The sequence below is a fragment of the Arcicella sp. BE140 genome, from assembly GCF_031456255.1.
GTDB classification, from domain to species: domain Bacteria; phylum Bacteroidota; class Bacteroidia; order Cytophagales; family Spirosomataceae; genus Arcicella; species Arcicella aquatica.
This window is the reverse complement of the sequence record NZ_JAVDUE010000013.1, coordinates 62346-84179: the sequence shown is the minus strand read 5'-3', so window position 1 is coordinate 84179 and position 21834 is coordinate 62346. Positions and strand designations below refer to the sequence as shown.

The window sequence follows — 21834 nt, the reverse complement described above, 5'->3', positions numbered from 1 at the left end:
GTTGACAAAAAAAATTAATCTTAATCATTAAAAGATGGAAGCACTCTCTGTACAAACAATCATTAAAGCTCCAATAGAAAAAGTTTGGAAATACTGGACAACGCCTGCGGATATTATTCAATGGAATAACCCTTCGGAGGATTGGGAAACTACTAGTGTAACGTTAGATTTAAAGGATAATGGAAAGTTTATCTACAAAATGAAAGCCAAAGATGGTAGCGTAGCCTTCGATTTTACGGGTATCTACGACAAAGTAATTATCAACGAATACATTGAATCTACTTTATTTGATGGTAGAAAAGTTGTAAATATATTCAAAGCTAATGGCGATGAAACTATTTTAATCGAAACCTTCGACCCTGAAGCCGAAACGTCAATTCCTGAACAAGAGGCTTTTACACAAGCTGTAATTGATAATTTCAAAAAATATGTGGAGGGACTTTAGGACTAGAAGACATTAGACGCTAGACTTTAGTACCCTCGCTTGGCGTAGTGTTTTTCACTACGTCAGTGTGTCAAGCCTTCTTAGAAGGCTACGCTTAGTCCACAAAGGCTAGTGGTATGAGTACACAACTTGAAAATAATTATAAAAGGCATTGCATTTTTGCAATGTAATATTGCAGAACACACTGATGTAGTGTAGGAACACAACGCCAAGCTAGGGGAATATAGTCAATATTTGCTAACGCCGTACACTTATGAAAAACAGTTTCAAAATTATATTATTAACTTTTAATTTACTCCTTGTCAATAATATTTACGGGCAAGTTTCAAAAACTGATTCTATTGCTGAAGTAATCATTGACCCTATTGAGGTTTTCCCATTTAATATCAAACGAAAAAGCGTGTATGTTAATTTACCTGATAAATTAAAGGGAACAGGGCTGGGTGTTATTAAGTTGCACGTAAACAATATTGGTAAAATACTAAGGATAGATATTCAGAAGTTGAAAATTCAGCTTAATAATGGTAAGAATATAAGTTTTTCTAATGTTGATTCTTCTTCTAATTATCCTCCACAAATACAAGCGTACTATTATTATTTAAAAAAATATGTTGGTCAGGTAAAAATAGCTCCCGCCACAACAATTAAGCCTCCTAACAAATCATTTGTTTACTTGTTAGTGAGATTTAAAAAATAAGGTTTTCCATACAATTTTATCATCAATATTTTCAAACAATACCCCTTAACAGCAATTAAATAACCTTAATTATGAAATACATATTTACAATAATGCTGGTTGGTAGCTTTTGCTTTACAGCCATTTGTCAGGCTGATAATCCTGATTATGATAAGAAATTGGCTGACTCTTTGGGTGCTGATGACTACGGTATGAAGAGTTATATACTGGTCATGCTAAAAACTGGCCCTAATAAAATTGAAAATAAAGCAACTGTGGATAGCCTATTTAGAGGACATTTAGCCAATATCGGGCGACTGGCATCATTAGGAAAATTAGTAGTAGCTGGGCCATTAGGAAAGAATGATAAATCGTACCGAGGAATTTTCATCTTAAATGTAAAAACCGTGACTGAAGCCAACGATTTACTAATAACCGACCCTGCTATTAAAGAAAAACTATTAGAAGCCGAGATATATCCGTGGTATGGCTCAGCGGCATTGCCGACCTACCTAAAATTTCATGATAAGGTTGGGAAAAAGAAAATTTAGTTTTTTGATTGGGGGACTTTAGGACTGGAGGACTTTGGTCTAGAAGGCATTAGACTTTAGATTCAAGACTTTATGATTGAAGGACATTAAGAAATAATATATAAAATACGAGATTATAAATTGACTTTTAAAAATCGCTTAATAAAAAAACATTAGAATGAGATTAAACAACATTATAATAAATATAAATGCCCCTATTAATACATGGAAGCAAGAAATAGAAAGTAATGCTTCTGCTAGTGATTTTATTATAATCAATAAAACTAATAGTGATGATAATTTAATCTGGTTTATTACAAATTATACTCAAGCATTAATTCGCGAAGGAAATAATGAAGTCACGACTCTATTTGGTAAAAATATCAACAATCTTGAAAGTTTTATTTATCAAGTTAATTTATCAATGCCTATAGGATATAAACTTTCAGCGAGATTTGATGCATTATATGACCTTTTAATGAATTTTGAAACAGAACCTCAACGAAGATTTATAATTTGGAATGATGCTAATTATCTGTTAAAAGTAAACAAAAGCGATTTTCATGAGATTTTTGAATTACTAATAGTTTCGGCTTATTGTAATAGAAATGCCATATCAACAATAAAAGATGATGGAACGAGATATGTAGTTGACCAAAGAAATATATTTGTTTTAAATAATAGCACTATTCAAGATATTCAATCTTTGATTGATAATGAATATCATATTCCTTCTATTGATAACCCAACAAACGTGTATAAGCTTATTGATTTTAACGTTATTGAACTATATGAGCAATAATATTTTACTCTTTAATTCCCTCGCTTGGCGTAGTCTTAACTTTTTGCTAATATTATTCAGAAGACTTAAATAATAGCTTGCTAGGAATAAAAGATATCAATTTACTTTCAAAGGGTACGGCTGGGATTCCTAGTAAATCTGCTACTTCATCTCCCAACAAAAAACGCATTTGTGCTGCTGGAAATGATTTCAACAGCGTATTTGGCACAAAGCTTTCCAAGGTTTGTAAGAGTGCTTTGGTAAGTAACTTACCTTCTTCAGATGACCGAAACTGACGCTTGGCAATTACTTTATCTAGCGTAAAGGCTTCTCTAAGGTTATTAGGAATTAATACTTTTTCTACGCCCATAATATGGCTAATTACATTCCATACATGCAAATAGGCTTCGGCTTCTGTACTTTCGGGTGCTTTGCCCGACTTCCTTAATCCTCTGATAACAATGTATGAAAAAGCTCCATTGGTTCCAGCCATGTCTTCTTGGTTAACGGGTTTCCCCCATGCATTATCCCATGTTCCATGATATTCTGAAAAGAAACGGATAGCGGCGTGCATTAACCTTACCTTTAATATTTTACGATAAGCCATACCGTTCTGCCAGTTTTTTTCTTGCATAACAGTAAATATAAAGTCGCCTGTTTCTTCAAGTCGCTTTAAGGTATCTGTTTGTATTCGCTGTGATTTTGCTAAAACCCTTGCACCGTCTGCTCCTGCATAACAATAAGGTAAAGCCAAGCAAGCCAACATAATACTAATGCGTTCTTGATTTTCTTGGAAAAATTTCATGCCTTTTTGCATAATTTTCCAATCGGCGAAGTCTGGTAAAATGGGTTGTTGATTTACAAATTCATTGACAATGGCTAAAGAATATTCTGTTTCGTTGGTGTTGAGCCATTGGAAAAAATGACGTAGCCCTGCCATCTCGGTTTGCTGAAATACTTGTAATACAATATCATCGGCTACTTCATCACCTGTTTGGCGAAGTTTGTCCATTAATTCATTCGGATAGTAGCGGGTTGGTTTAATTGGTTGCATTTTTGGGGGACTTTAGGACGTTAGAAAAAATCTGCGTAAAATCTGTGATTAAAATCTCTGTAAATCTGCGGGTAAAAAATCATGACACAACAAAATAGTTTTTTCAAAAAATCTTTACCCGCTGATTTACGCTGATTTAATACGCAGATGTTGGAGATTTCTTTTATTCTTATTTTTGTTTTCAATTTTCAGATGTAAGCTTTCTTTAGTCAGGCGTCTTTCGCCTAAAGTCTTTTATCTCAAAAAAATTCTCTCCTCCACCCCACCTTTTCTACACAAAATCCATCTTATCTTTAGAAATCGATTTCTTAGCTATTCGTTTAAAATTATGCCTGATAAACTCTCATCATACATAGAACAATTTCAAGAGGGAAATCATCTTATTTTCGAGAAGATTTACCAAGCTATTTCGCCAAAAATGTTTGGCGTGTGTTTGCGTTATGCGGCTGACAAAGACGAAGCTAAGGATATTTTACAAGAAAGTTTTATCAAGATTTACCATCAGCTTAAAACATTCAGACATGAAGGTTCTTTTGAAGGCTGGGCAAAACGAATAGTGGTAAACACTGCCTTGGAATATTACCGAAGCAAGACCAAATGGAAGCATGTAACAATAAACAATCACGAGGAGACTTTTGACCTAGAAAGTGATGATGACATTCTGGGTTATTTATCAAGTCAGGAAATTTTACAACTCATTCAAGAATTACCACCGTCATACAGATTAGTGTTTAACCTTTATGTTTTTGAAGGATTGAAACACCGAGAAATCGCTGAACAATTGGGCATTGGCGAGGGTACTTCTAAATCTAACTTGGCTGATGCTAGGAGAATTTTACAGAAAAAATTATCGGGGGTAACGAAATAAAGACTAACAATGGAAAATAACGAAGAACATAAATTAGATAGCTTTTTCAAAAAGTCTCTTGAAAATCAAGCTTTTCCTCCGCCCGAAAACCTTTGGAGTAGTATCGCTACTGAAACCATTGGTAAAGAAACCGCAGGCATAACACCTTTGCTTAAATATACTATCTTATCGTTAGGGCTTATTATTATTGCTGGTATTGCCTTCTGGTTTTTAACGGACAATGAAGCCATGAAGGAGAATCGTCAAGAGATTGCTTCACTTGGTAAAGTGGTAAATGCGACACAAACATTAGCTAACTCAAAAGATGAAAAAGCAGTCATAAATAGTGTTGAAAATGAAGTTAAAGCTGAAAAGAATGATACTGGAAATTCAACAAGCAATTTAGTTAGTTTTGTCAATCATGTAGAAAAAGAATCTGTCAAACCTACGGTTTATAGAAAGCCAACAACTCATAAAAAGTTGTATTCGATAAATGGTGATGGTGATAAAACTAATAATCCCACACACCCAACATCTGTAGAAATCGACAATAACAATACGGCAATACTTGCTGTAGATAACAAGGTCGCAAATAACTTTCTAAATCTAATCAGCCATAAAGACCTAAAGTTGAATGATTTATCAACGAAAAATAATAAAAATCTTGTTGGAAAAATTCGTCCCATTCAACTATTAACTGATACCGAAGAGGCAGACAAACATGAGAGTAAACCTGAAGATACAGGCTCTAAATTCAGTTTAAAACACCCTATCTTTTCATTTGATTATGGCAAACTTTGGAATGAATGGACTTTAAAATCTGATAAATCTATGATAGGGACTATCATGTATCCTGACAAAGGAACAGCCTATAATTTGAAGGCTGGTGTTGCATGGAAGCTCACAAAAAAATCAAGAATGGGCATAAGTTTGGCATACAATACGTATGATGTGGGTGCTCCATATATTTATTTACCTATTTGGAGTAGTTTATGGGTGTCGCCCAAATTAAATTTGACTACCAAAAATGATACACAATACTATAGTGCAGTTTTCCCAACAGGTACGGTTAACATTCCCGTTAATAGATTAGATGGTTTTATTACAAAAGTGCCTAATACTTTAGATAGCACAAGAGATGTGTTCTTGCATGAAAATCATACAATAAAGACTTATAGTCTTGCAATAACCACTCAGAATGACCTTATATCTTTACAAAGTAAAAAGAAAAAATACATCAATTTTCAACTTTATACAATTGCTGATTTTGTTTTTCAAAGACAAACATCTTACACTTACATAGCTAACGATGCTCTTATGATGGTGTCTTCGTCTTTAGCAGTAAATGAAAAAGCGAGAATTAGCTACACGACTGGCCATCTTGAAAATGCTTCTGATTTTATATTTGGTATTCGTGCAGGACTTGGTATCCGCTGGCAGTTTGCTCCAAGATTGGGTTTGCATATAGAAGGTTCAACCCAAAATTCATTTAATTCGTGGGTACAAAACCAAGAAGTAAAAACATATATGAAAAGTAATGCTTTACAAGCTGGTATTAATTTGAGTTTGTAGAGAGAGAAATTAATTATGGGTCGTATCGTATACTACATTATTGAAAAAGTAATGCTATTACTATTCTTATTCTTAGCGAGCGACTTAAGTCGCTCGCTAAGAATAAGAAAGTCATTTAACAGCCCGACGCCGAAAAGGGAGTTATAGCTCTGCCAACAATTCTTCTGTCTCCCTCAATGTTTTCTGATAAAATTTAGCTACCCATTTCGAGTAAAACAATAAGAAGATGTAGCCAATAGTAAATGAGAATATCCAAAAAGATTTACTGTCTGTGAGGTCTTTACCATTAAAAAGTTTAGACAATAAAATGATTACTGTAACCAAGAGTAAGTAGCACAATGTAACATTGATTTTTTGAAGCTTGAAGAATTGCATTTTCTGGCTGGCAAACATTTTAAGTGTTTCTGCATAAGGTTTATCAATAGTTGCGTATATACCGAATTGTCTTAGACTTAACAAACTAATTCCAGAAAGCGTTAGTAATAGCATTATTGATAAAACACCAACACCTTGCAAAAAAGCAGTATCTAATTTATAAAAGTTGATGGCTATAAAAGCCCCGCCAATTAAACAAATGGCGATTCCTACTATTTCTGGGTAAGCAATTTTCTTCATTTTCGAGTCATATTTTTGCTGTGTCATCTGGTCAATGATTTGAGGGGTTAAACGTTGTTTTTCTGATGGAGTATTTGCCTTCTCCCAAGTATTTTTTAAATCATCTAATTCCATTGTTATCGTTGTTTAGTAATTTGTGCTTTTAGTTTTTCTTTAATTCTTGAAAGTTTCGTTCCTACATTGCTGACTGAAATACCAATAATTTCTGCCATTTCCTCATAGCTTTTATTCTCTAAATAGAGCATGATGATACCTTTATCTAATAAGTTCAGGCTATCAATTAGTTGTCTAAATATTCGCCATTGTTCTTCTGTATCACTATCATCATTTTCTTGATTATCCCAAAAATGCCCCTCAATGGGGACTGTCAAAATCCTTCTTTTTGATACTTTTAGTTGATAAATTGCTACATTCAACGCAATCCTGTACATCCAAGTACTCAGACTTGCTTGGTGATTAAAAGAGTCGTACGATTTCCAAAGTTGGTAAATGATTTCCTGTACTAAATCATGCTTATCGTCTGTATTATTGGTATATACAGACGCAATTTTGAAGATAAAGCCTTCATTTTCTTTTATTGCTTTGATAAATGTTTCCTTTTTGTCCACTAAGATGTTATCCTTTTTATTAATGATACTGTATTAGTGTACAACATGGTGAAAAAATCACAAGGGAGGGGAAAATAATTGAGAAATATTTTGATAGGGACACTTTAGTACTGACGAATTGCATTCGTCAGTATTTTAATATTTTTTGTTCATGCATGAAGGTCGTATGCAATACAACCCTACCTTTTTGATGTTGTTACCTTCCGCAAATCCTTTTATAATCACAGAATTCACATTTGGTTTGGTCTTTGGTTTTTTCAAATGGTTTTGCGGGGTCTAATAACTCATTGACAAAACGATTGAGGTATTTTTCCGATGCTACGACAAACTCTTGGGCTGATTCACCCAATGTAAAATTGATTTTTTGTTCCAACAATCCTTCATCAATATTACGGAACGAATATATCCCAGCACTTACCTCGTTGGCATCCTCAGGTAGTTTTACACCTCTGATGGTTAATCCCTTTACAGAAAGCATCTGTTTCAATACCATGTATTTATACAGCCAAAGCTGACGAAATTTATCTTTATCAGTATCTCCAAGTAGCTTTTCTTCAAAATCCTCGGGTTTCATTAGCAAATCTTTGGCTTCTACTTTACCCGTTTTATAATCTATTACCCTGATTTTATTACCCGATACCCTATCCAATCGGTCTATTCTTCCTGCTATTTTTACGGCTAATTCTTTGCCGTTTACATTGGCATTGAAACTTACTTTTAGTGTTTTTTCTACGTCTAATAGTTCAATCGGGAACAGTTCGTTGGTTAATTGATAATTAATAAATTTCTTGACAATGGTTTCTCCAATTTGGTATAAAATAAAGTTCATCCCTTCATCTACTTTCAAACCCTGATTGGTCTCTATAAAAGCTTGTTTTAAATAGTCATCAATATTATCCAGTACTATTTGTAAACCTTCTTTCTCAATAGTACTTCCTTTTTCTACAAAGTTCTTATCGATGTTCTCAAAGTTTTTATGCACCCAGTTCCCAAACGTATCAACACCTATTTTTTCCTCAACTTCTTCCTCTTGTTTGATACCTGCAATGCGTGTAAAATAGTATTTTAAGGAACAATCTAGAAACTGGTTGAGCTGTGAAGGGTAAATCCCTTTATCAGTAATTTCTTCTTCGATAAATGCCAGAATATCATCGGTTTTTTGAATGAGCAACGGAGTTTCTTCTACCTCCTCTGATTCTCCTAATCCTATAAACTTTACGGTTGGATAAGTAATATTTAAATTCTTATTCAATTTAGCTAATTCGTGTTCTATCTGTAGAATAAAACGGCTTTTTTCGCCAGCTCCATAGGTATCTGAGGGTAACACATGCACCAATACTACTTCTTTGGCACGTTGCAATAGTCTAAAAAAGTGATAAGCCATTACGGCATCAGCATGGTTGTGTGTTGGCAAATTGAACTGTGGGTCGCTTAGGGCATCAAAGGGAATGAGGGTATTTTGACGTTTACCTTGTGGCAATGTTTTTTCATTAACCGACAAAATAATTACCTTTTCAAAATCAAGGGTACGTGTTTCCAACATCCCCATAATTTGTAGACTTTCGTCTGTTTCAGATTCAAAAGGAATTTTGGTTTGTTTAATCAGTTCATACAAAAATGTTTTGAAACTACGAATACTCACGGTTTCGCCTCGTTCTTGCAAGATTACCTCCATTCTTTGCAAAATCAAGTAAAATTGATAGAGGTATTCCGTTTCAATAGCATCTTGATTATCCTTGTAAACGTCCCTTAATAAATCGATTAATTCATACAAACACTTAACCGCATTTCTGGGTTTATTGTACCAATGTTTAAAGATTGTAGTGAACAGCGGTTCATTTTCTGTAATTTCTAATAATTCTTTTGAGCTTAAAAAAACACGGTTTCTTTCAGTGATTTCACGGAGGGTTTTGCGGATGGGGTTTTCTTGAACCTCACCTTGTTGAACCCCAAACTTCACTAACTCATACCTTCTCAAAAAAGGATGATTCAATACTCTCACAATTTGGCGATGCGAGAATTTAGGAATTTTTACCGTTTCGTCATCTTCTGTTTTAAATTCTACTAAATTCCTTTGGAGCTCAAAAAGGGCATCTATCAAGGTAAAAAGCATGGAATTCCGCAAAGAAAGCCCCATCGTGATGTTAAAATCTTTGACGGATTCATCTAAAGAATTCATCACGGGTACTAACAGATTCTCGTCACCTAATACAATGGCCGTTTGCGATTTGTCATCCGTATTGGCTGCATTTTGCCAGTTTTTATAAATATCCCCCGCCACTTTGGCTTGTACGCTAGCATTAGAAACGCCTATAATTTGAATGTTCTTTGTGCCCTTCAATAGTTCTTCCGACTGCCATTTCCATTCTTCATTAAATAGCGGAGTCTTACCGTTTTTCTCATCGCCATTTTTATATTGACGAAGCCAATTCCCTGCCCTTTGGTCTTTGTTGTATAGATAATATGTATCCGAATCCCACAGTGTTTCGGCAAAGTTTTTCTTTTTTAATAGCGTCCTGATGATTGCCTCTTCGGCATCACTCAGGGCATTAAAACCCACAAAATAATACTTTGTATGACGCTCTTTTTCCAGAATATATTTATCAACATTTTCTGCTAATTCTCGATACGCCATTCCCCGATAGTGCAATCCTTTATCTTTTAGACGCTGACGTAAATTGAGGTAAACTGAATAAATGTTCTCAAATAGCTTAAAATAACGGTCTGTACGGTCGGTTTTTAGGTTTTTATCTCTTTGCGATTCTCCCAATTGCATCTGCCAACGCTCTAAGGCTTTGGCTTCTGTCATGTATGAAAATAGAGCTTTGGCATCTACCAGATATTGATCTATTTTGTCAAAATCATTCAACAAGGTACTTGCCCAAGTCATGAATCTTTCAAAAACTACATTAGTATCTATTTCTTTAAAAACATCATAGAGTTCAAACAGTAGTGCTACTTGATCTATCTGACGCACACCCGTCATCGTATTTACAAAATCATCAATTGCCAATACATCAGGGGCTAAAAAGGGCTTATCGGAAAGTCTGGCTAAGGCTTCTTTGAAGTACAAAACCCCACGGCGTGAAGGGATAACGATACAAACTCGACTCAGCTGATTGAGCGTATGTTGTTTATAAATATGTTCAGCAGCTTGATCAAGAAAGGTTTGCATTATAATTGTTTTTATAGCAAATTGTGATTGAGCGAGTTAGTGATTGAGTGATTATTTTTAAAACTCACTAATTTACTCTCTTCTAGAGAAGTGTACTAAGCATCTTGGGGCATTAGTCTAAAATCTTGTATCTTCTATCTTCAAAAAATCTTTACCCGCTGATTTACGCTGATTTGATACGCGGATTTTGGAGATTTTTTTAGCCCAAGAATCAAAAACCTTTTCTCTTGCTTCTTGTGTCTTTCGTCTAGTGTCTTAAATCTAAAAATCCTAAAGTCCTCCAGTCCTAAAGTCTTCCATCCAAAAAAAATCAATGCACCCTATCTCCTCTCATTTCCAGATTTTTCATGATTTCCGCTTCCATTTCAAGCCATTCATTCCAGCGTTGCTTTACGTAACTTTCGGATAAATACTCCTTAGCAAGGTCGATAAAATTAACATAATGTCCTGCCTCTGAAATCATTAATTCATGGTAAAACTCTCTGAGACTTTCATCAGAAATTTCCAAAGAAAGTAACCTGAAACGTTCACAACTACGGGCTTCAATCAAGGCATTCATAAAAAGGCGTTCGCCTAGTTGTTCTTCCCTCGAACCTCCCCGTTTCATGCCTTCATATAACTGATGAACGTATAAATCCTTGCGAGGATTGCCCAGCGATAACCTACGTTTGTCTAATTCTTTTATCACCATTCTGAAATGTGCCCATTCTTCCGAAACCACAGGCATCAATACTTCTCTGAGTTTTTCTTTTTCAGGAAACTGAATGATTAAAGAAATACATGACGAGGCTGCCTTTTGCTCGCAATAGGCGTGGTCGATTAATATTTCTCCAATATTTTTCTCTGCAATATTTACCCAACGTGGGTCAGTTGGAAGTTTTAAGCCCAACATTGTTTTTGTAGCATATTGTTTTTGTTCGTTTGTCATAATTTATAGGTTTCAGCTTTCGGTCATCGGCTTTCAGAATCGTCTATTGAGTGTTTTTTTTCAATTCTGTAGCACGAGTTTTCAACTCGTGAGTAAATAATGTACGAGTTGAAAACTCGTGCTACATATCTAGCGTCCTCTTAATCAAACAACAACCATTGCAACCCGAATCCAAAGGTTCTTCCCATTCCTAAAAAACCTGGGGCGGCATAATAGCCGTTGCCTAAAAGTCCTTGGGCGACATTTGCAAATTTCACAAACAAACGTACTCTGTTAATCCGCATATCTGCAAATATATCTGCTTGCACATAGCCATTTATCATTTGTTTATCTTGCAAATGAAATTGCTGAATAGCAGGCATATAAGCATCGGCATAATAGTTAGACTTATAATGAAGCTCTACACCTGTATGGATAAAAAGTTTCTTTTTATAGAGTAAATCAAAGGCTAAACGAGTATTCGCAAAAATTTTCGGTATCCTGATTAAGTCTGGTCCAGTTGTCGTTGTTAAATACAATTGCCCTACTGTCGAGAATCTTCCCTTGTGAAAATCATACCCAAGCCCCGCTTTAAAAATAGCAATATCAGAGGTTGCTTGTTTTACGAAGGCTAAGGTATCGTAATAAATATAACTGTTAACCAAATTAATATCAACGCTTGGTCTCAGCGTCAGTTTCCCAAACTTAGGGCTTGCCGAAGCATAAGCGTGGTAGGTTTGCATATTATTGCTAATACCACGGTAGGTCACGAAGGCATTGGTATTTTTGTCCCACCTAAAGCCATCATTAAAGGTTATTTGTTGTACCAAAGTAGGCGATGTAGACATCGCTTTTCCTCCTAGTGTCAGCCATTTTCCCTGAAACTCAACATTCAATTTAAAATCACTACCTGTCAGTAAATACTCTACTTCTGCAAAAGCTCGGGTACTGTCCTTGAAATATTGGTTCAACCAAACTCCCAAAAAGTTTTCATTCCTATTGATGCTATAATTATACAAGGGGTTGCTAAAACTAAAGAATCGCTGACGCAAATGTAAACGATAATTGAACCCTTTATAAAACCCTTTGATACCCGATTTATGCTCAAAAATACTGTACTGACTTTCGTTATAAAGTGAATCCAGTTTCATTTTTTTTGTAACACTAGTATCAGTAGTATAGCGATAGCCTTTCCCCAACGTATCATAAGCCATTGGGTAAAATCCGTTTGTCCAGTTGGCTACATAGTCGGGGTCTCTGAATTGTACTTTTCTAGTCTGATAATCTACCACTTGATACACCTGAAAAGCCTTGTATCCTACATATTCATGGTATAAATGCAGGTTATAAAACTTATCTCGCGTAGAGGCATTGTTTACAATAGCAGCATTATTACCTTGTTGTAATATCAAATCATAGCTTCTGCCTTGGGGCAACACGCCACCTTCGTCATTAGAATTATGGTCTGATAAATTGGCATAGGCGAGTAATTGGTACTTTTTGTTCTTGGTTTGATAATTAGTATGCAACATAAAGTCCCAGTGACCAATCGCATTTTTATTGGTTGAAGTAGAACTCGTCACCAATTGCTTATTCGTCACTATTCGCTGTAAGTTGATACTAAAATTCCATAATGAATCTACGTTTCTACTAAATTCAAATTGTAGTAAATCTTGTTCATTACCGCCAGTTACATAGACCAAGTTGGTAAAAGGTGAGCGTGTATTGAAATACCTTACCTGATTGGGCTTAAAGGCATAAAGGGAATAAGCATCATAACCCAGCATGGTACCTATCTGTTCGGGTTGTTTAAAAAATATAGGACGAATGGCTGTACCAATATTGCCTAAATCTTGGTACAGGTTCCTATTACGCTGAACAAAATTAAAATTGTGCCCTTCACCAAGGGAGGTATCTATTGGGATAAGCTTTTTACGGTTATTGAAAACATCTTCCTCAAAAAAGTATTTAGTAGAAGTAGGGCCATAAATAACTTTTGTAGAGTCATCCACGCCTGCCCTACCAGTAGGACTTTTAGGCTTATCTGTTGTTTTTCCTTGCGGAAAATTATTTGTTGACGAATTTCCCGTACCAAAGGTTGAAGGAATTTGAGCCAATAAGACCTCCGAAAGCAGAAGTCCTAAGAAAGTCAGGATATATCTTTTAAAATTCACAATACAAAATTAAATAAAAAAGGCGAAAGAGGTTCAAGCACATCTACCAACTAAACATCATAAATTGCTAAAAAGCTTGAATAAGGCAATTTAAACTTTATTTTGTTGCCCTACATTCTTCTCAGGATTAAATCATCAAATAAATGATGGCTGTTGTTTAAGAAATAAATCTCAATTGGTAAATAAAACATCGAAATTGCCTTATTATCAAGGAAATCTTGAAACTTCACCATATCTTTTTCAGTCATTAAAATACTTTTTTCTGGGTCTTGAATATTATGAAACGTTTCTAGGATTAAGCTAAAATCTTTCTCATTAAAATGATGATGGTCTTTATAAATTAAATGTTCTACCACCTTAAAATTTTGCCTACAATAAGCCTCAAAAGGCTCATGGCGTGCTATACCCGACACCAATAAGACTGTTTTGTGACAAACTCCTTGAATATTTTCATTGATTGCCTGTGGTGTACCATAACGTATTCCTGTAAAGAAAATGGGGGTTTGTGGTGATAAATAAGGCAAAATGTTTTCACTGATTTTTTGTTGTGCTACAACAGACAAATCGTCGGGACATTTACTGACGATCAAAATGTCTGCCCTATTAGCCCCATGACGGCGTTCTCTGAGCCGTCCTACGGGAAATACATAGTCTTCGTAAATGGGTCGGTTATAATCCATCAATAATATATTTAATGATGGTTTTACAGCCCTATGTTGAAAGGCATCGTCTAGCACTACTAGGTCTGTTTTAGGGAAAATCCTAAAAATATTCTTCAATGCCTCTGCTCTCTTTTCTCCAACAGTAACTTTTAGTACTTGATGAAATTTATGATAAAACTGCATCGGCTCGTCACCAATGGTCTCAGCCGTTGCCAACTCATCAGCTACGATAAACCCTTTGGTTTTTCGTCCATATCCTCGGCTAAGGATGACTATTGCAAAACGATGTTTTAACACTTTAATCAGGTATTCTACATGTGGTGTCTTACCTGTTCCTCCAACTGTTAAATTCCCAATATTGATAACAGGTTTTTCAAATTGGCTGACTTTAAAAAACAGATGATTGTCGTAACAGAAATTACGGCAATCGGTAATGAAACCATACAACCATGTAAAAGGAAAAAGAAAAAAACGCATAGATTTTTTGTTTTACCTCACCCTTCCTGCGACTAGGAATATTAAAACCATCATCCCTAGCGAGGGACTTAAGTCCCTCGCTAGGGATGGGTCGAGCAGTAAATGATGTTACAATATATTTACCTTTATAGTTGAAATCACCTTCAAAAAAGGCGTAAAATTTGCCTTGTTCAGAAAAAATAAAAATTTTACACCGTAAAATTCATAAAGAGTTCTGACTTTTTACTAATTTCAAATCCCTTTTAAGATACTTTAACGAAGTACTTATCTCTCGGAAGGTCTATTCATAACCATTAATACACACACAATCAGACGATTAATTGTAAAATAATTGCTGAAATTTATTTATTTCGGCAAAATTCTTATTGCTAAATTCTTTAAAAACAATTGGGCTTACCAGAAAATGAGTCTTAAAGCTGTCTTTGCAAAATATACACTGAATTTTAATTTCGAGGCAGGAACGTCTCGAGGTGTGCTAACGCACAAAGATAGCTACTTCATTAAGATTTTTGACTCCGAAAATCCTACTGTTTTTGGTTTGGGCGAATGTTCACCTTTAAAAGGACTCAGCATCGACGACCGCCCAGATTTTGAATTACAACTACTCGGTATCTGCGAAAACTTCAATACCCTTGAATTAGAGGTGTACCCTTGGAACTTGAATATCATCCTAGAACAGGTACTCGAAAAATCATTTCCTTCGGTTGTTTTTGGTTTTGAAACTGCCATGCTCGATTTAATGAATGGTGGTAAACAAAAACCCTTCAACAATGGCTTTGCAAAGGCCGAACGTCAAATAGAAATCAATGGATTGGTTTGGATGGGAAGCAAGGATTTTATGCTTCGCCAAATAGACCAAAAGCTAGCGGCTGGCTATCATACCATCAAAATCAAAGTAGGCGCTATTGATTTTGATAAAGAATGTGAACTGCTGGAATACATCCGCAAACGCTATACAGCTGAACAAATCACCTTGAGGGTAGATGCCAATGGGGCTTTTTCGATAGACGAAGTACTGCCCAAGCTACAGCGTCTGGCTCAATATCAACTACATTCCATTGAGCAACCCATTCGTCATGGCAACGAAGATTTAATGGCTGAACTTTGTCAAGTGACGCCTATTCCAATTGCCCTAGATGAAGAACTAATCGGTGTACGAGAATACACCGAAAAGTATAAGTTGCTCAAAAAAATAATGCCTCAATACATTATCTTAAAACCTACCTTAGTGGGCGGTTTTCAACAATGCCGAGAATGGATTGAAAATGCTAATCGATTAAAAATTGGGTGGTGGCTTACCTCTGCTTTAGAATCGAACGTAGGCTTGAATGCCATCAGCCAATTTACTGCCGAATTCAACAATCCTTTGCCACAAGGCCTTGGTACGGGGCAATTGTACCATAATAATATTGCTTCGCCACTGGAAATTAGTAATGGTAAAATTCTGTATAATCCTCAACAGGCTTGGGATTTAGCCCCCCTTAGCTTTTTGGTTTAGGATTTTTTTGTGATAAATTTTTGTCGATAAATTTGAGATTCAACTAAGTACTTTGCAATTTTGTATTGCATATATCAATTACAAAATTTAATTCAATGAATATTCAGGAACTTGATAAAGAACTTCTTTCTTTGTTTGAAAAACGAATCGCTCTTAGTCAAATGGGTTATGATCACCGTGATTACGACGATGTAGAAGAAGCCCTTCACGATTTAGAAGATGATTTTAATGATAAATACGGTGATTTTTTAGAGAATATTCTTCAAGAAATTCATAAAGAATATTGCCCAGATTCAGACGTATTATTACCAACTGCTTATTTGGCTCGTTCATTCAAAGAAACTAGCGATGGTGGCATTGAAGTAGGTGCTGACGCTGGCGTAGAAGTTGAACTAGAAGAAAACCCAGTTGCTAATGCAAGATTAATGCTTTTGCCAAGCCCTACCAGAATTGTATTGGTAGTAGGCAAAAAGAAAAAAATTGTATGGTCAGCAGAGGCTGAATAAGAGTATCTAAAGTTATTACAAACATTTACCTCATTTAAAACGGTTGGTGACCGTACAACTTCCTCTCGTGCTGAGAAGAAAATTTTTGGGCTTAGGGAGCTCTTTCAAAGAAAGGGTTGGAGATGAGGTTAACTTTGTTGAATAATTGAACCTAAAGGTCTCTGCGAAAGGTGTTGCGGAGACCTTTCTGATTTAGAAAAATCAACGTACCATTTAAACAAATTATTGATTTTCAGAACATCCTACAAATCGTTAAATTGCGTTAACAAATAATAGATTAAATGGAAAGTAAGTTTAGTGCCAATCTCAGAATCCTGAGAAAAAGAAATAAGTTGACATTAGAAGCATTGGGCAAGATACTGGATGTTAGTAAAAGTGCGTTGTCTGACTATGAAAATGGACATACTTTCCCTTCATTAGATGTTTGTGATGCCATTTGTAACTACTTTGGAATAAACCTGGATAATTTACAAAAACTAGATTTTGCGGTTACTTCTGCGGAGGAGCTACAACAAAACCTACTTATCCAATCCAGCAGTGTTCAGAGAGAGTCTCCTAGTGATTTTAGTGACCGTAACAAACAGCTAGAGTTTCATAATAAATTACTACATCAGCAAATTGAAGGCTTAGAAGTACAGTTGCAGTTATTAAAACAATTACTCGATAGTAAATCATCTGTAATCACTTCCTTACAGATTCAGATTAAATTGCTTGAAGAAAAAATTAGGGGTTAAGCAAAAAAAAGGTTTAGAGAATCCTCTAAACCCAATTCACACCTTTCTTTAACCAGTTCAATGTTTTTTCTTCTTCTGAACCTTCCTCGGCTTTAAAATCATAAACCCATTGTGCCATAGGTGGCATCGACATCAGGATTGATTCCGTCCTTCCGTTGGTTTCTAGTCCAAATTTGGTTCCTCTGTCATGCACTAAATTAAATTCTACGTAACGTCCACGACGAAGCATCTGGAAAGTCTTCTCTTCTTCAGTAAAAGGTAAATCTTTGTTCTTTTGCATGAAATGGGTATAAATCGGTGCAAAAGATTCACCAATTGCCTTTACAAAAGCAAACAATTGCTCTTTATTACGGCTCTCGTTAGGCTTCTGATAATCAAAAAATATTCCTCCAATACCTCGTGTTTCATTTCTATGCGTATTAAAGAAATAATCATCCGCCCAAGTCTTGAATTTAGGATAGTAAGCCTCGTTATGGCGGTCGCAAACATTCTTTAAATATTGATGAAACCAAACAGCATCTTCTTCTACTACATAATGTGGGGTAAGGTCTATGCCTCCGCCAAACCAATAGGTTCCGTTAGACATCTCAAAGTACCTCACATTCATGTGTATAATCGGTACTTTAGGGCTATGTGGATGTAATACAATCGATACGCCTGTCGCAAAAAAATCAACTTTTTCCGTTAAACCCATCGAAGCCAACATTTTCTCGTGGAGGTCTCCCCAAACAGCCGAAAACATTACACCACCCTTTTCGATGACATTTCCTTGTTGAATTACTCTGCTACGTCCGCCACCGCCACCTTCACGTTGCCAGTTGTCTTCATGAAAAGTTGCTTTTCCATCGGCATTTTCCAAGGCAATACAAATCTGATTTTGTAATTCCTTAAAGTATTCCGAGATGCTTTCTTTTGTCATAGTTTTAATTTTTAAAATAAAAACCTTACCCTATCCCACACCAGCTTCTGAGATAGAATAGAGTGAGGTTTCTTAATTCCTACTACTATCTACCTTAGCCTCCCCTTGTCTTATCGGTGCCAGTGAATCAGACCGTACACCATTACTATCAGCACTGGTTGAATCATTTACTGCTGCATATCTTGTCACACAATTGAATGTCTTGCCTACACGCTTAATATCCAGTTTTTCAAAAGGTACGGGATGATAAGCCTCGAGGGTTGGGTCTTTGATTACTTTAGACATATACCGCCCAAACAACGGCAGTGCTGTCTTGGAACCTTCCCCATACGCCCCACTCCTAAAGTGAATAGAGCGGTCATCACCTCCTACCCATGTACCCGTCACCAAATTACTGGTTAAACCCATATACCAACCATCAGAGTGGTTTGAGGTAGTACCCGTTTTACCTGCAAAACGTGATTTATAGCGGTCTTTACCATCAAATAAATCTTTGAACGACCAAAGGTTTTGCGAAGTACCCCCTTGTTCTTCTAATCCACCTTCTAGCATGTATCTCATCAACTGAGCAGACTCTTTTCTAATAGCTTGATGACGTTCAGGCTCAAAAGTATGAATCGTATTCCCGTTTCTATCTTGAATCTCAACTACTAGCATGGGTTGTGTGTACATTCCTTCGTTCAAAAAGCAACCATACGCACCGACCATTTCAAAGAGGGTAACATCATTTGACCCAAGCCCAATAGAAGGCACAGCCGCCAATGGACTTTTGATACCCATTTTATGGGCATAATACACGACAGAATCGGGACCAACTTCGTTGGTAAGCCATGCCGCACACGAGTTGATTGAACGTGCCATGGCTCGCCTCAACGACATCGTCTGATAAGTAAACCTACCATCTGCATTATGTGGGCGCCATATTTTTTTCTCGCCTTTCTCTTCTACTTCTATTTCAAAAGGTTCATCCGTAATCTGCGAGCAAGGGGACATATCTTTAGGCCCATCAATGGCAGTAGTATATACAAAGGGCTTGAAAGTAGAACCCGGCTGACGGCGTCCTTGATTGACGTGGTCATACTTGAAATATTGAAAGTCTAGCCCACCTACCCACGCTTTGATGTGCCCAGTAAAAGGGTCCATACTCATCATACCAGCTTGTAAAAAGCGTTTATAGTACACAATAGAATCGTAGGCACTCATCGTCATTTGCTCTTCGCCCGACCCATTTCTTGAATATACCCACATTTTACGCTTTACATTTTTCATGTAATGCCAAATAGAATCTTGGTTGTTCTTGTATTTTACTGCCAACGATTTATAATAGCTTGTACGCTTGGCTACGGTATCGATAAAACCGGGAATCTCGTTTCCTTTTTCGTCAGACCAAGGATTTTTACCAGCCCAGTGGTTATCAAAGGTTTTTTGCAAAACCCTCATTCCTTCTTGTAGTGACGATTCTGCATAGATTTGCATCCTTGAGTCTACAGTAGTAATAATTTTCAGACCATCTCTATACAAATCTAAATCTACATCACTAGTATCAGCCCATTCTTTCAAAGCCTTGGCTACTGCCGTTTTGAAATAGTTACTAGTACCATCATAAGGCGACTCCTCATTAATTTTTAAAGTAATCGGCAATTTTGACAGGGAGTCGTAGTTCACTTTGGTTAAATAACCATACTTTAACATTTGCGACAATACAGTATTGCGTCTTTTCAGTGATTTTTCGTAATTTCTTCTTGGATTATATGTATTAGTAGCCTTCTGCATTCCTACTAACACCGCAGATTCTTGCACATTTAAGCTATCTGGCGACGTATTGAAATAGGTCTTGGCGGCTACTTTTATCCCATAAGAATTACTTCCAAAATCAACCGTATTCAGATACCATAGAATGATTTCTTCTTTGGTATAATATCTTTCAAGCTTAATAGCTGTTAACCACTCTTTGGTCTTTATGACGAATTTGCCCAACACAGGGACATATCCAAATAAGCCCTTCTTTGAAATACCTTGTTTTTTACGGGTTTTAAAAAGGTTTTTAGCTAATTGTTGCGTGATAGTACTTCCCCCTCCACGTTCGCTAGCACCTGTAACAATCCCTACAGCTACCCCAAATACGGCCCTAAAGTCAATTCCAGAATGTTGGTAAAAGCGGGCATCTTCAGTAGCCACCAACGCTTTCACTAAATAAGGTGAAAGATCTCTATAGTTTTTAACAGGAGTACGGTTTTCTTGAAAGAACTTACCCATCAAAACATTATCTTCTGAGTAAATCTCTGATGACTGCGATAGTTTAGGGTTCTGTAATTCACCTACCGAAGGCATCTCGCCCGTTAGCCACAAAAAGTTTGTTTGGATACAAAAAAGGTAAAACGCACCTGCGAAGACCGTCCATGCAAAAGATTTCCAGAGAGTTTTTATCGGACGATAATAGGTAGATTCTTTATCGAAGCTATGTTTAAAATCTGAAAAATAAGCCTTAATGCTATCAAGGCGTTTGTAAAATGATTGTACTTTTTCTTCACCTAGTAATCCTACCAACAATTTATCTGTTTGAAGCCAAAGCCAATGCAGAGAATTCAATAGAGTTGCTTGAAGAATAACACTAAGATTTTGAATGATTTGTTTTATCTTGTTCATCACGCACTTATTTATCAAACTAAAATAGGTGACAATTTACGACAAAACTTTTAGATTAGGGAGTGAATTAAGATAGAAAATGAAAGCTTTAATGTTAAAAAATTGATTCATACACTAATAAGTGTATGAATCAACTTGATTATTTTTCTTGATTATTTTTTTTCAAATGCCAACGATAGCGAATTAATACTATAACGTTTTCCTGTTGGTTTAGGGCCATCGTCAAAAAGATACCCTAAGTGTGCCCCACATTTGCTACAGATTACTTCTTCGTGCGACAACCCTCCGCTATCATCCGAGACCACCAATACATTAGTATTACTTATCGGACTCCAGAAAGATGGCCAACCTGTGCCAGCTTCAAATTTAGTATTTGACGTAAAAATCTCTTGCTTACAACACACACAGTGATAAGTTCCTATCTGATGGTTATATACATACTTGCCCGAAAAAGCTTTTTCGGTTCCCTTCTTTCGAGTAATCCGGAATTGCTCAGGTGTTAATGCTTTCTTCCATGCTTCATCCGATTTCTCAATTTCAAACTTTTGAGGCATTTCCTCCTGTGTATAACCTTTGCAGGCCGCTGTAATAACAGCAATAAATAGTGATAATAGTAGATTTTTCATATTAAGATTGTATGTCCCCTGTCTCCAAAAGGGATTTGGTTTAATAAAACATGCCTAGGAGACCCTCAGCTACTCTATATTATCATATACGAAAAAAAAAGTATAAAAGTTTTTTTTATTTTATCTCCCTGATAATCAGCACTAGTTAATTGTTTGTTATTTTTTTTTGATATTTTTTTTACTTTAAAGTTGCACAAAAAGAAAGAAAGTACTAATTTTGCATCATCAAAAACGAAGAGAGTTGGCAGAGTGGTCGATTGCGGCAGTCTTGAAAACTGTTGACTGTAACAGGTCCGGGGGTTCGAATCCCTCACTCTCTACACAGAAAAGTAATTAAAACAGAATTTCAAAAGAATTCTGTTTTTTTGTTTTATGAGCTTTT

The 21834-nt window shown here is 36.0% G+C and carries 19 protein-coding genes and 1 tRNA gene; 10 read left to right on the top strand and 10 right to left on the bottom strand.

Features of this window, described 5'->3' with window-relative positions; translation table 11 throughout:
* The first annotated feature begins 34 nt into the window (after window positions 1-34).
* The 4 genes from J2Y60_RS17590 (at window position 35) to J2Y60_RS17575 (ending at window position 2453) form a co-directional block, all read left to right on the top strand.
* The gene (locus J2Y60_RS17590) at window positions 35-445 is read left to right on the top strand and encodes an SRPBCC domain-containing protein (protein ID WP_309921355.1); all 411 of its coding nucleotides are present in this window, start codon (window positions 35-37) and stop codon (window positions 443-445) included.
* 253 nt (window positions 446-698) lie between these two features.
* A complete protein-coding gene (locus J2Y60_RS17585; RefSeq protein ID WP_309921358.1) occupies window positions 699-1142 on the top strand; it encodes a hypothetical protein in 444 nt (147 codons plus the stop codon).
* A 71-nt stretch (window positions 1143-1213) separates the two neighbouring features.
* The gene (locus J2Y60_RS17580; protein WP_309921359.1) at window positions 1214-1672 is read left to right on the top strand and encodes a hypothetical protein; all 459 of its coding nucleotides are present in this window, start codon (window positions 1214-1216) and stop codon (window positions 1670-1672) included.
* Between the two features lie 157 nt (window positions 1673-1829).
* A complete protein-coding gene (locus tag J2Y60_RS17575; RefSeq protein WP_309921362.1) occupies window positions 1830-2453 on the top strand; it encodes a hypothetical protein in 624 nt (207 codons plus the stop codon).
* Window positions 2454-2505: 52 nt separating this feature from the next.
* On the opposite strand, the gene J2Y60_RS17570 is transcribed toward J2Y60_RS17575, so the two are convergent.
* The gene (locus J2Y60_RS17570) at window positions 2506-3486 is read right to left on the bottom strand and encodes an oxygenase MpaB family protein (protein WP_309921365.1); all 981 of its coding nucleotides are present in this window, start codon (window positions 3484-3486) and stop codon (window positions 2506-2508) included.
* Window positions 3487-3814: 328 nt separating this feature from the next.
* On the opposite strand from J2Y60_RS17570, the gene J2Y60_RS17565 reads away from it, so the two are divergent.
* Both J2Y60_RS17565 and J2Y60_RS17560 read left to right on the top strand, forming a co-directional pair.
* Entirely contained in the window at window positions 3815-4354 is a 540-nt protein-coding gene (locus J2Y60_RS17565; RefSeq protein WP_309921368.1) for an RNA polymerase sigma factor, read from the top strand.
* A 9-nt stretch (window positions 4355-4363) separates the two neighbouring features.
* Window positions 4364-5905, top strand: coding sequence for a hypothetical protein (locus J2Y60_RS17560; protein ID WP_309921371.1), 1542 nt, complete (start codon window positions 4364-4366; stop codon window positions 5903-5905).
* Between the two features lie 141 nt (window positions 5906-6046).
* Here the strand turns inward: J2Y60_RS17560 and J2Y60_RS17555 are convergent, their stop codons facing one another.
* The 6 genes from J2Y60_RS17555 to lpxK form a co-directional block, all read right to left on the bottom strand.
* The gene (locus tag J2Y60_RS17555; RefSeq protein ID WP_309921374.1) at window positions 6047-6634 is read right to left on the bottom strand and encodes a hypothetical protein; all 588 of its coding nucleotides are present in this window, start codon (window positions 6632-6634) and stop codon (window positions 6047-6049) included.
* Between the two features lie 2 nt (window positions 6635-6636).
* Entirely contained in the window at window positions 6637-7128 is a 492-nt protein-coding gene (locus J2Y60_RS17550; protein WP_309921377.1) for an RNA polymerase sigma factor, read from the bottom strand.
* Window positions 7129-7324: 196 nt separating this feature from the next.
* Window positions 7325-10303, bottom strand: coding sequence for a PD-(D/E)XK nuclease family protein (locus J2Y60_RS17545; protein ID WP_309921380.1), 2979 nt, complete (start codon window positions 10301-10303; stop codon window positions 7325-7327).
* A gap of 310 nt (window positions 10304-10613) precedes the next feature.
* Window positions 10614-11231 (bottom strand): tRNA-(ms[2]io[6]A)-hydroxylase, encoded by a 618-nt coding sequence (locus J2Y60_RS17540; protein ID WP_309921382.1) that lies wholly within the window; start codon window positions 11229-11231, stop codon window positions 10614-10616.
* Between the two features lie 140 nt (window positions 11232-11371).
* Complete coding sequence (locus tag J2Y60_RS17535; RefSeq protein ID WP_309921386.1) at window positions 11372-13384, bottom strand: putative porin; 2013 nt, start codon at window positions 13382-13384, stop codon at window positions 11372-11374.
* Window positions 13385-13494: 110 nt separating this feature from the next.
* A complete protein-coding gene (lpxK, locus tag J2Y60_RS17530; protein WP_309921388.1) occupies window positions 13495-14523 on the bottom strand; it encodes a tetraacyldisaccharide 4'-kinase in 1029 nt (342 codons plus the stop codon).
* A gap of 403 nt (window positions 14524-14926) precedes the next feature.
* Between lpxK and J2Y60_RS17525 the strand changes: the two genes are divergently transcribed.
* The 3 genes from J2Y60_RS17525 (at window position 14927) to J2Y60_RS17515 (ending at window position 17261) form a co-directional block, all read left to right on the top strand.
* On the top strand, window positions 14927-16021 hold the full coding sequence (locus tag J2Y60_RS17525) for an o-succinylbenzoate synthase (RefSeq protein WP_309921391.1): 1095 nt from the start codon (window positions 14927-14929) through the stop codon (window positions 16019-16021).
* A 95-nt stretch (window positions 16022-16116) separates the two neighbouring features.
* Complete coding sequence (locus J2Y60_RS17520) at window positions 16117-16527, top strand: hypothetical protein (RefSeq protein ID WP_309921394.1); 411 nt, start codon at window positions 16117-16119, stop codon at window positions 16525-16527.
* A gap of 281 nt (window positions 16528-16808) precedes the next feature.
* Window positions 16809-17261, top strand: a complete 453-nt coding sequence (locus J2Y60_RS17515) for a helix-turn-helix transcriptional regulator (RefSeq protein ID WP_309921397.1) — start codon at window positions 16809-16811, stop codon at window positions 17259-17261.
* A 25-nt stretch (window positions 17262-17286) separates the two neighbouring features.
* Here J2Y60_RS17515 and hemF read toward each other — a convergent pair whose 3' ends face one another.
* The 3 genes from hemF to msrB form a co-directional block, all read right to left on the bottom strand.
* Entirely contained in the window at window positions 17287-18180 is an 894-nt protein-coding gene (gene hemF / locus J2Y60_RS17510; RefSeq protein WP_309921400.1) for an oxygen-dependent coproporphyrinogen oxidase, read from the bottom strand.
* A 72-nt stretch (window positions 18181-18252) separates the two neighbouring features.
* Window positions 18253-20826: a transglycosylase domain-containing protein gene (locus J2Y60_RS17505; RefSeq protein ID WP_309921403.1), complete on the bottom strand. Its 2574-nt coding sequence runs from the start codon at window positions 20824-20826 to the stop codon at window positions 18253-18255.
* A 152-nt stretch (window positions 20827-20978) separates the two neighbouring features.
* Window positions 20979-21452 (bottom strand): peptide-methionine (R)-S-oxide reductase MsrB, encoded by a 474-nt coding sequence (msrB, locus tag J2Y60_RS17500; protein WP_309921406.1) that lies wholly within the window; start codon window positions 21450-21452, stop codon window positions 20979-20981.
* A gap of 235 nt (window positions 21453-21687) precedes the next feature.
* Between msrB and J2Y60_RS17495 the strand changes: the two genes are divergently transcribed.
* A tRNA-Ser gene (locus J2Y60_RS17495) sits at window positions 21688-21772 on the top strand.
* Window positions 21773-21834 lie beyond the last annotated feature (62 nt).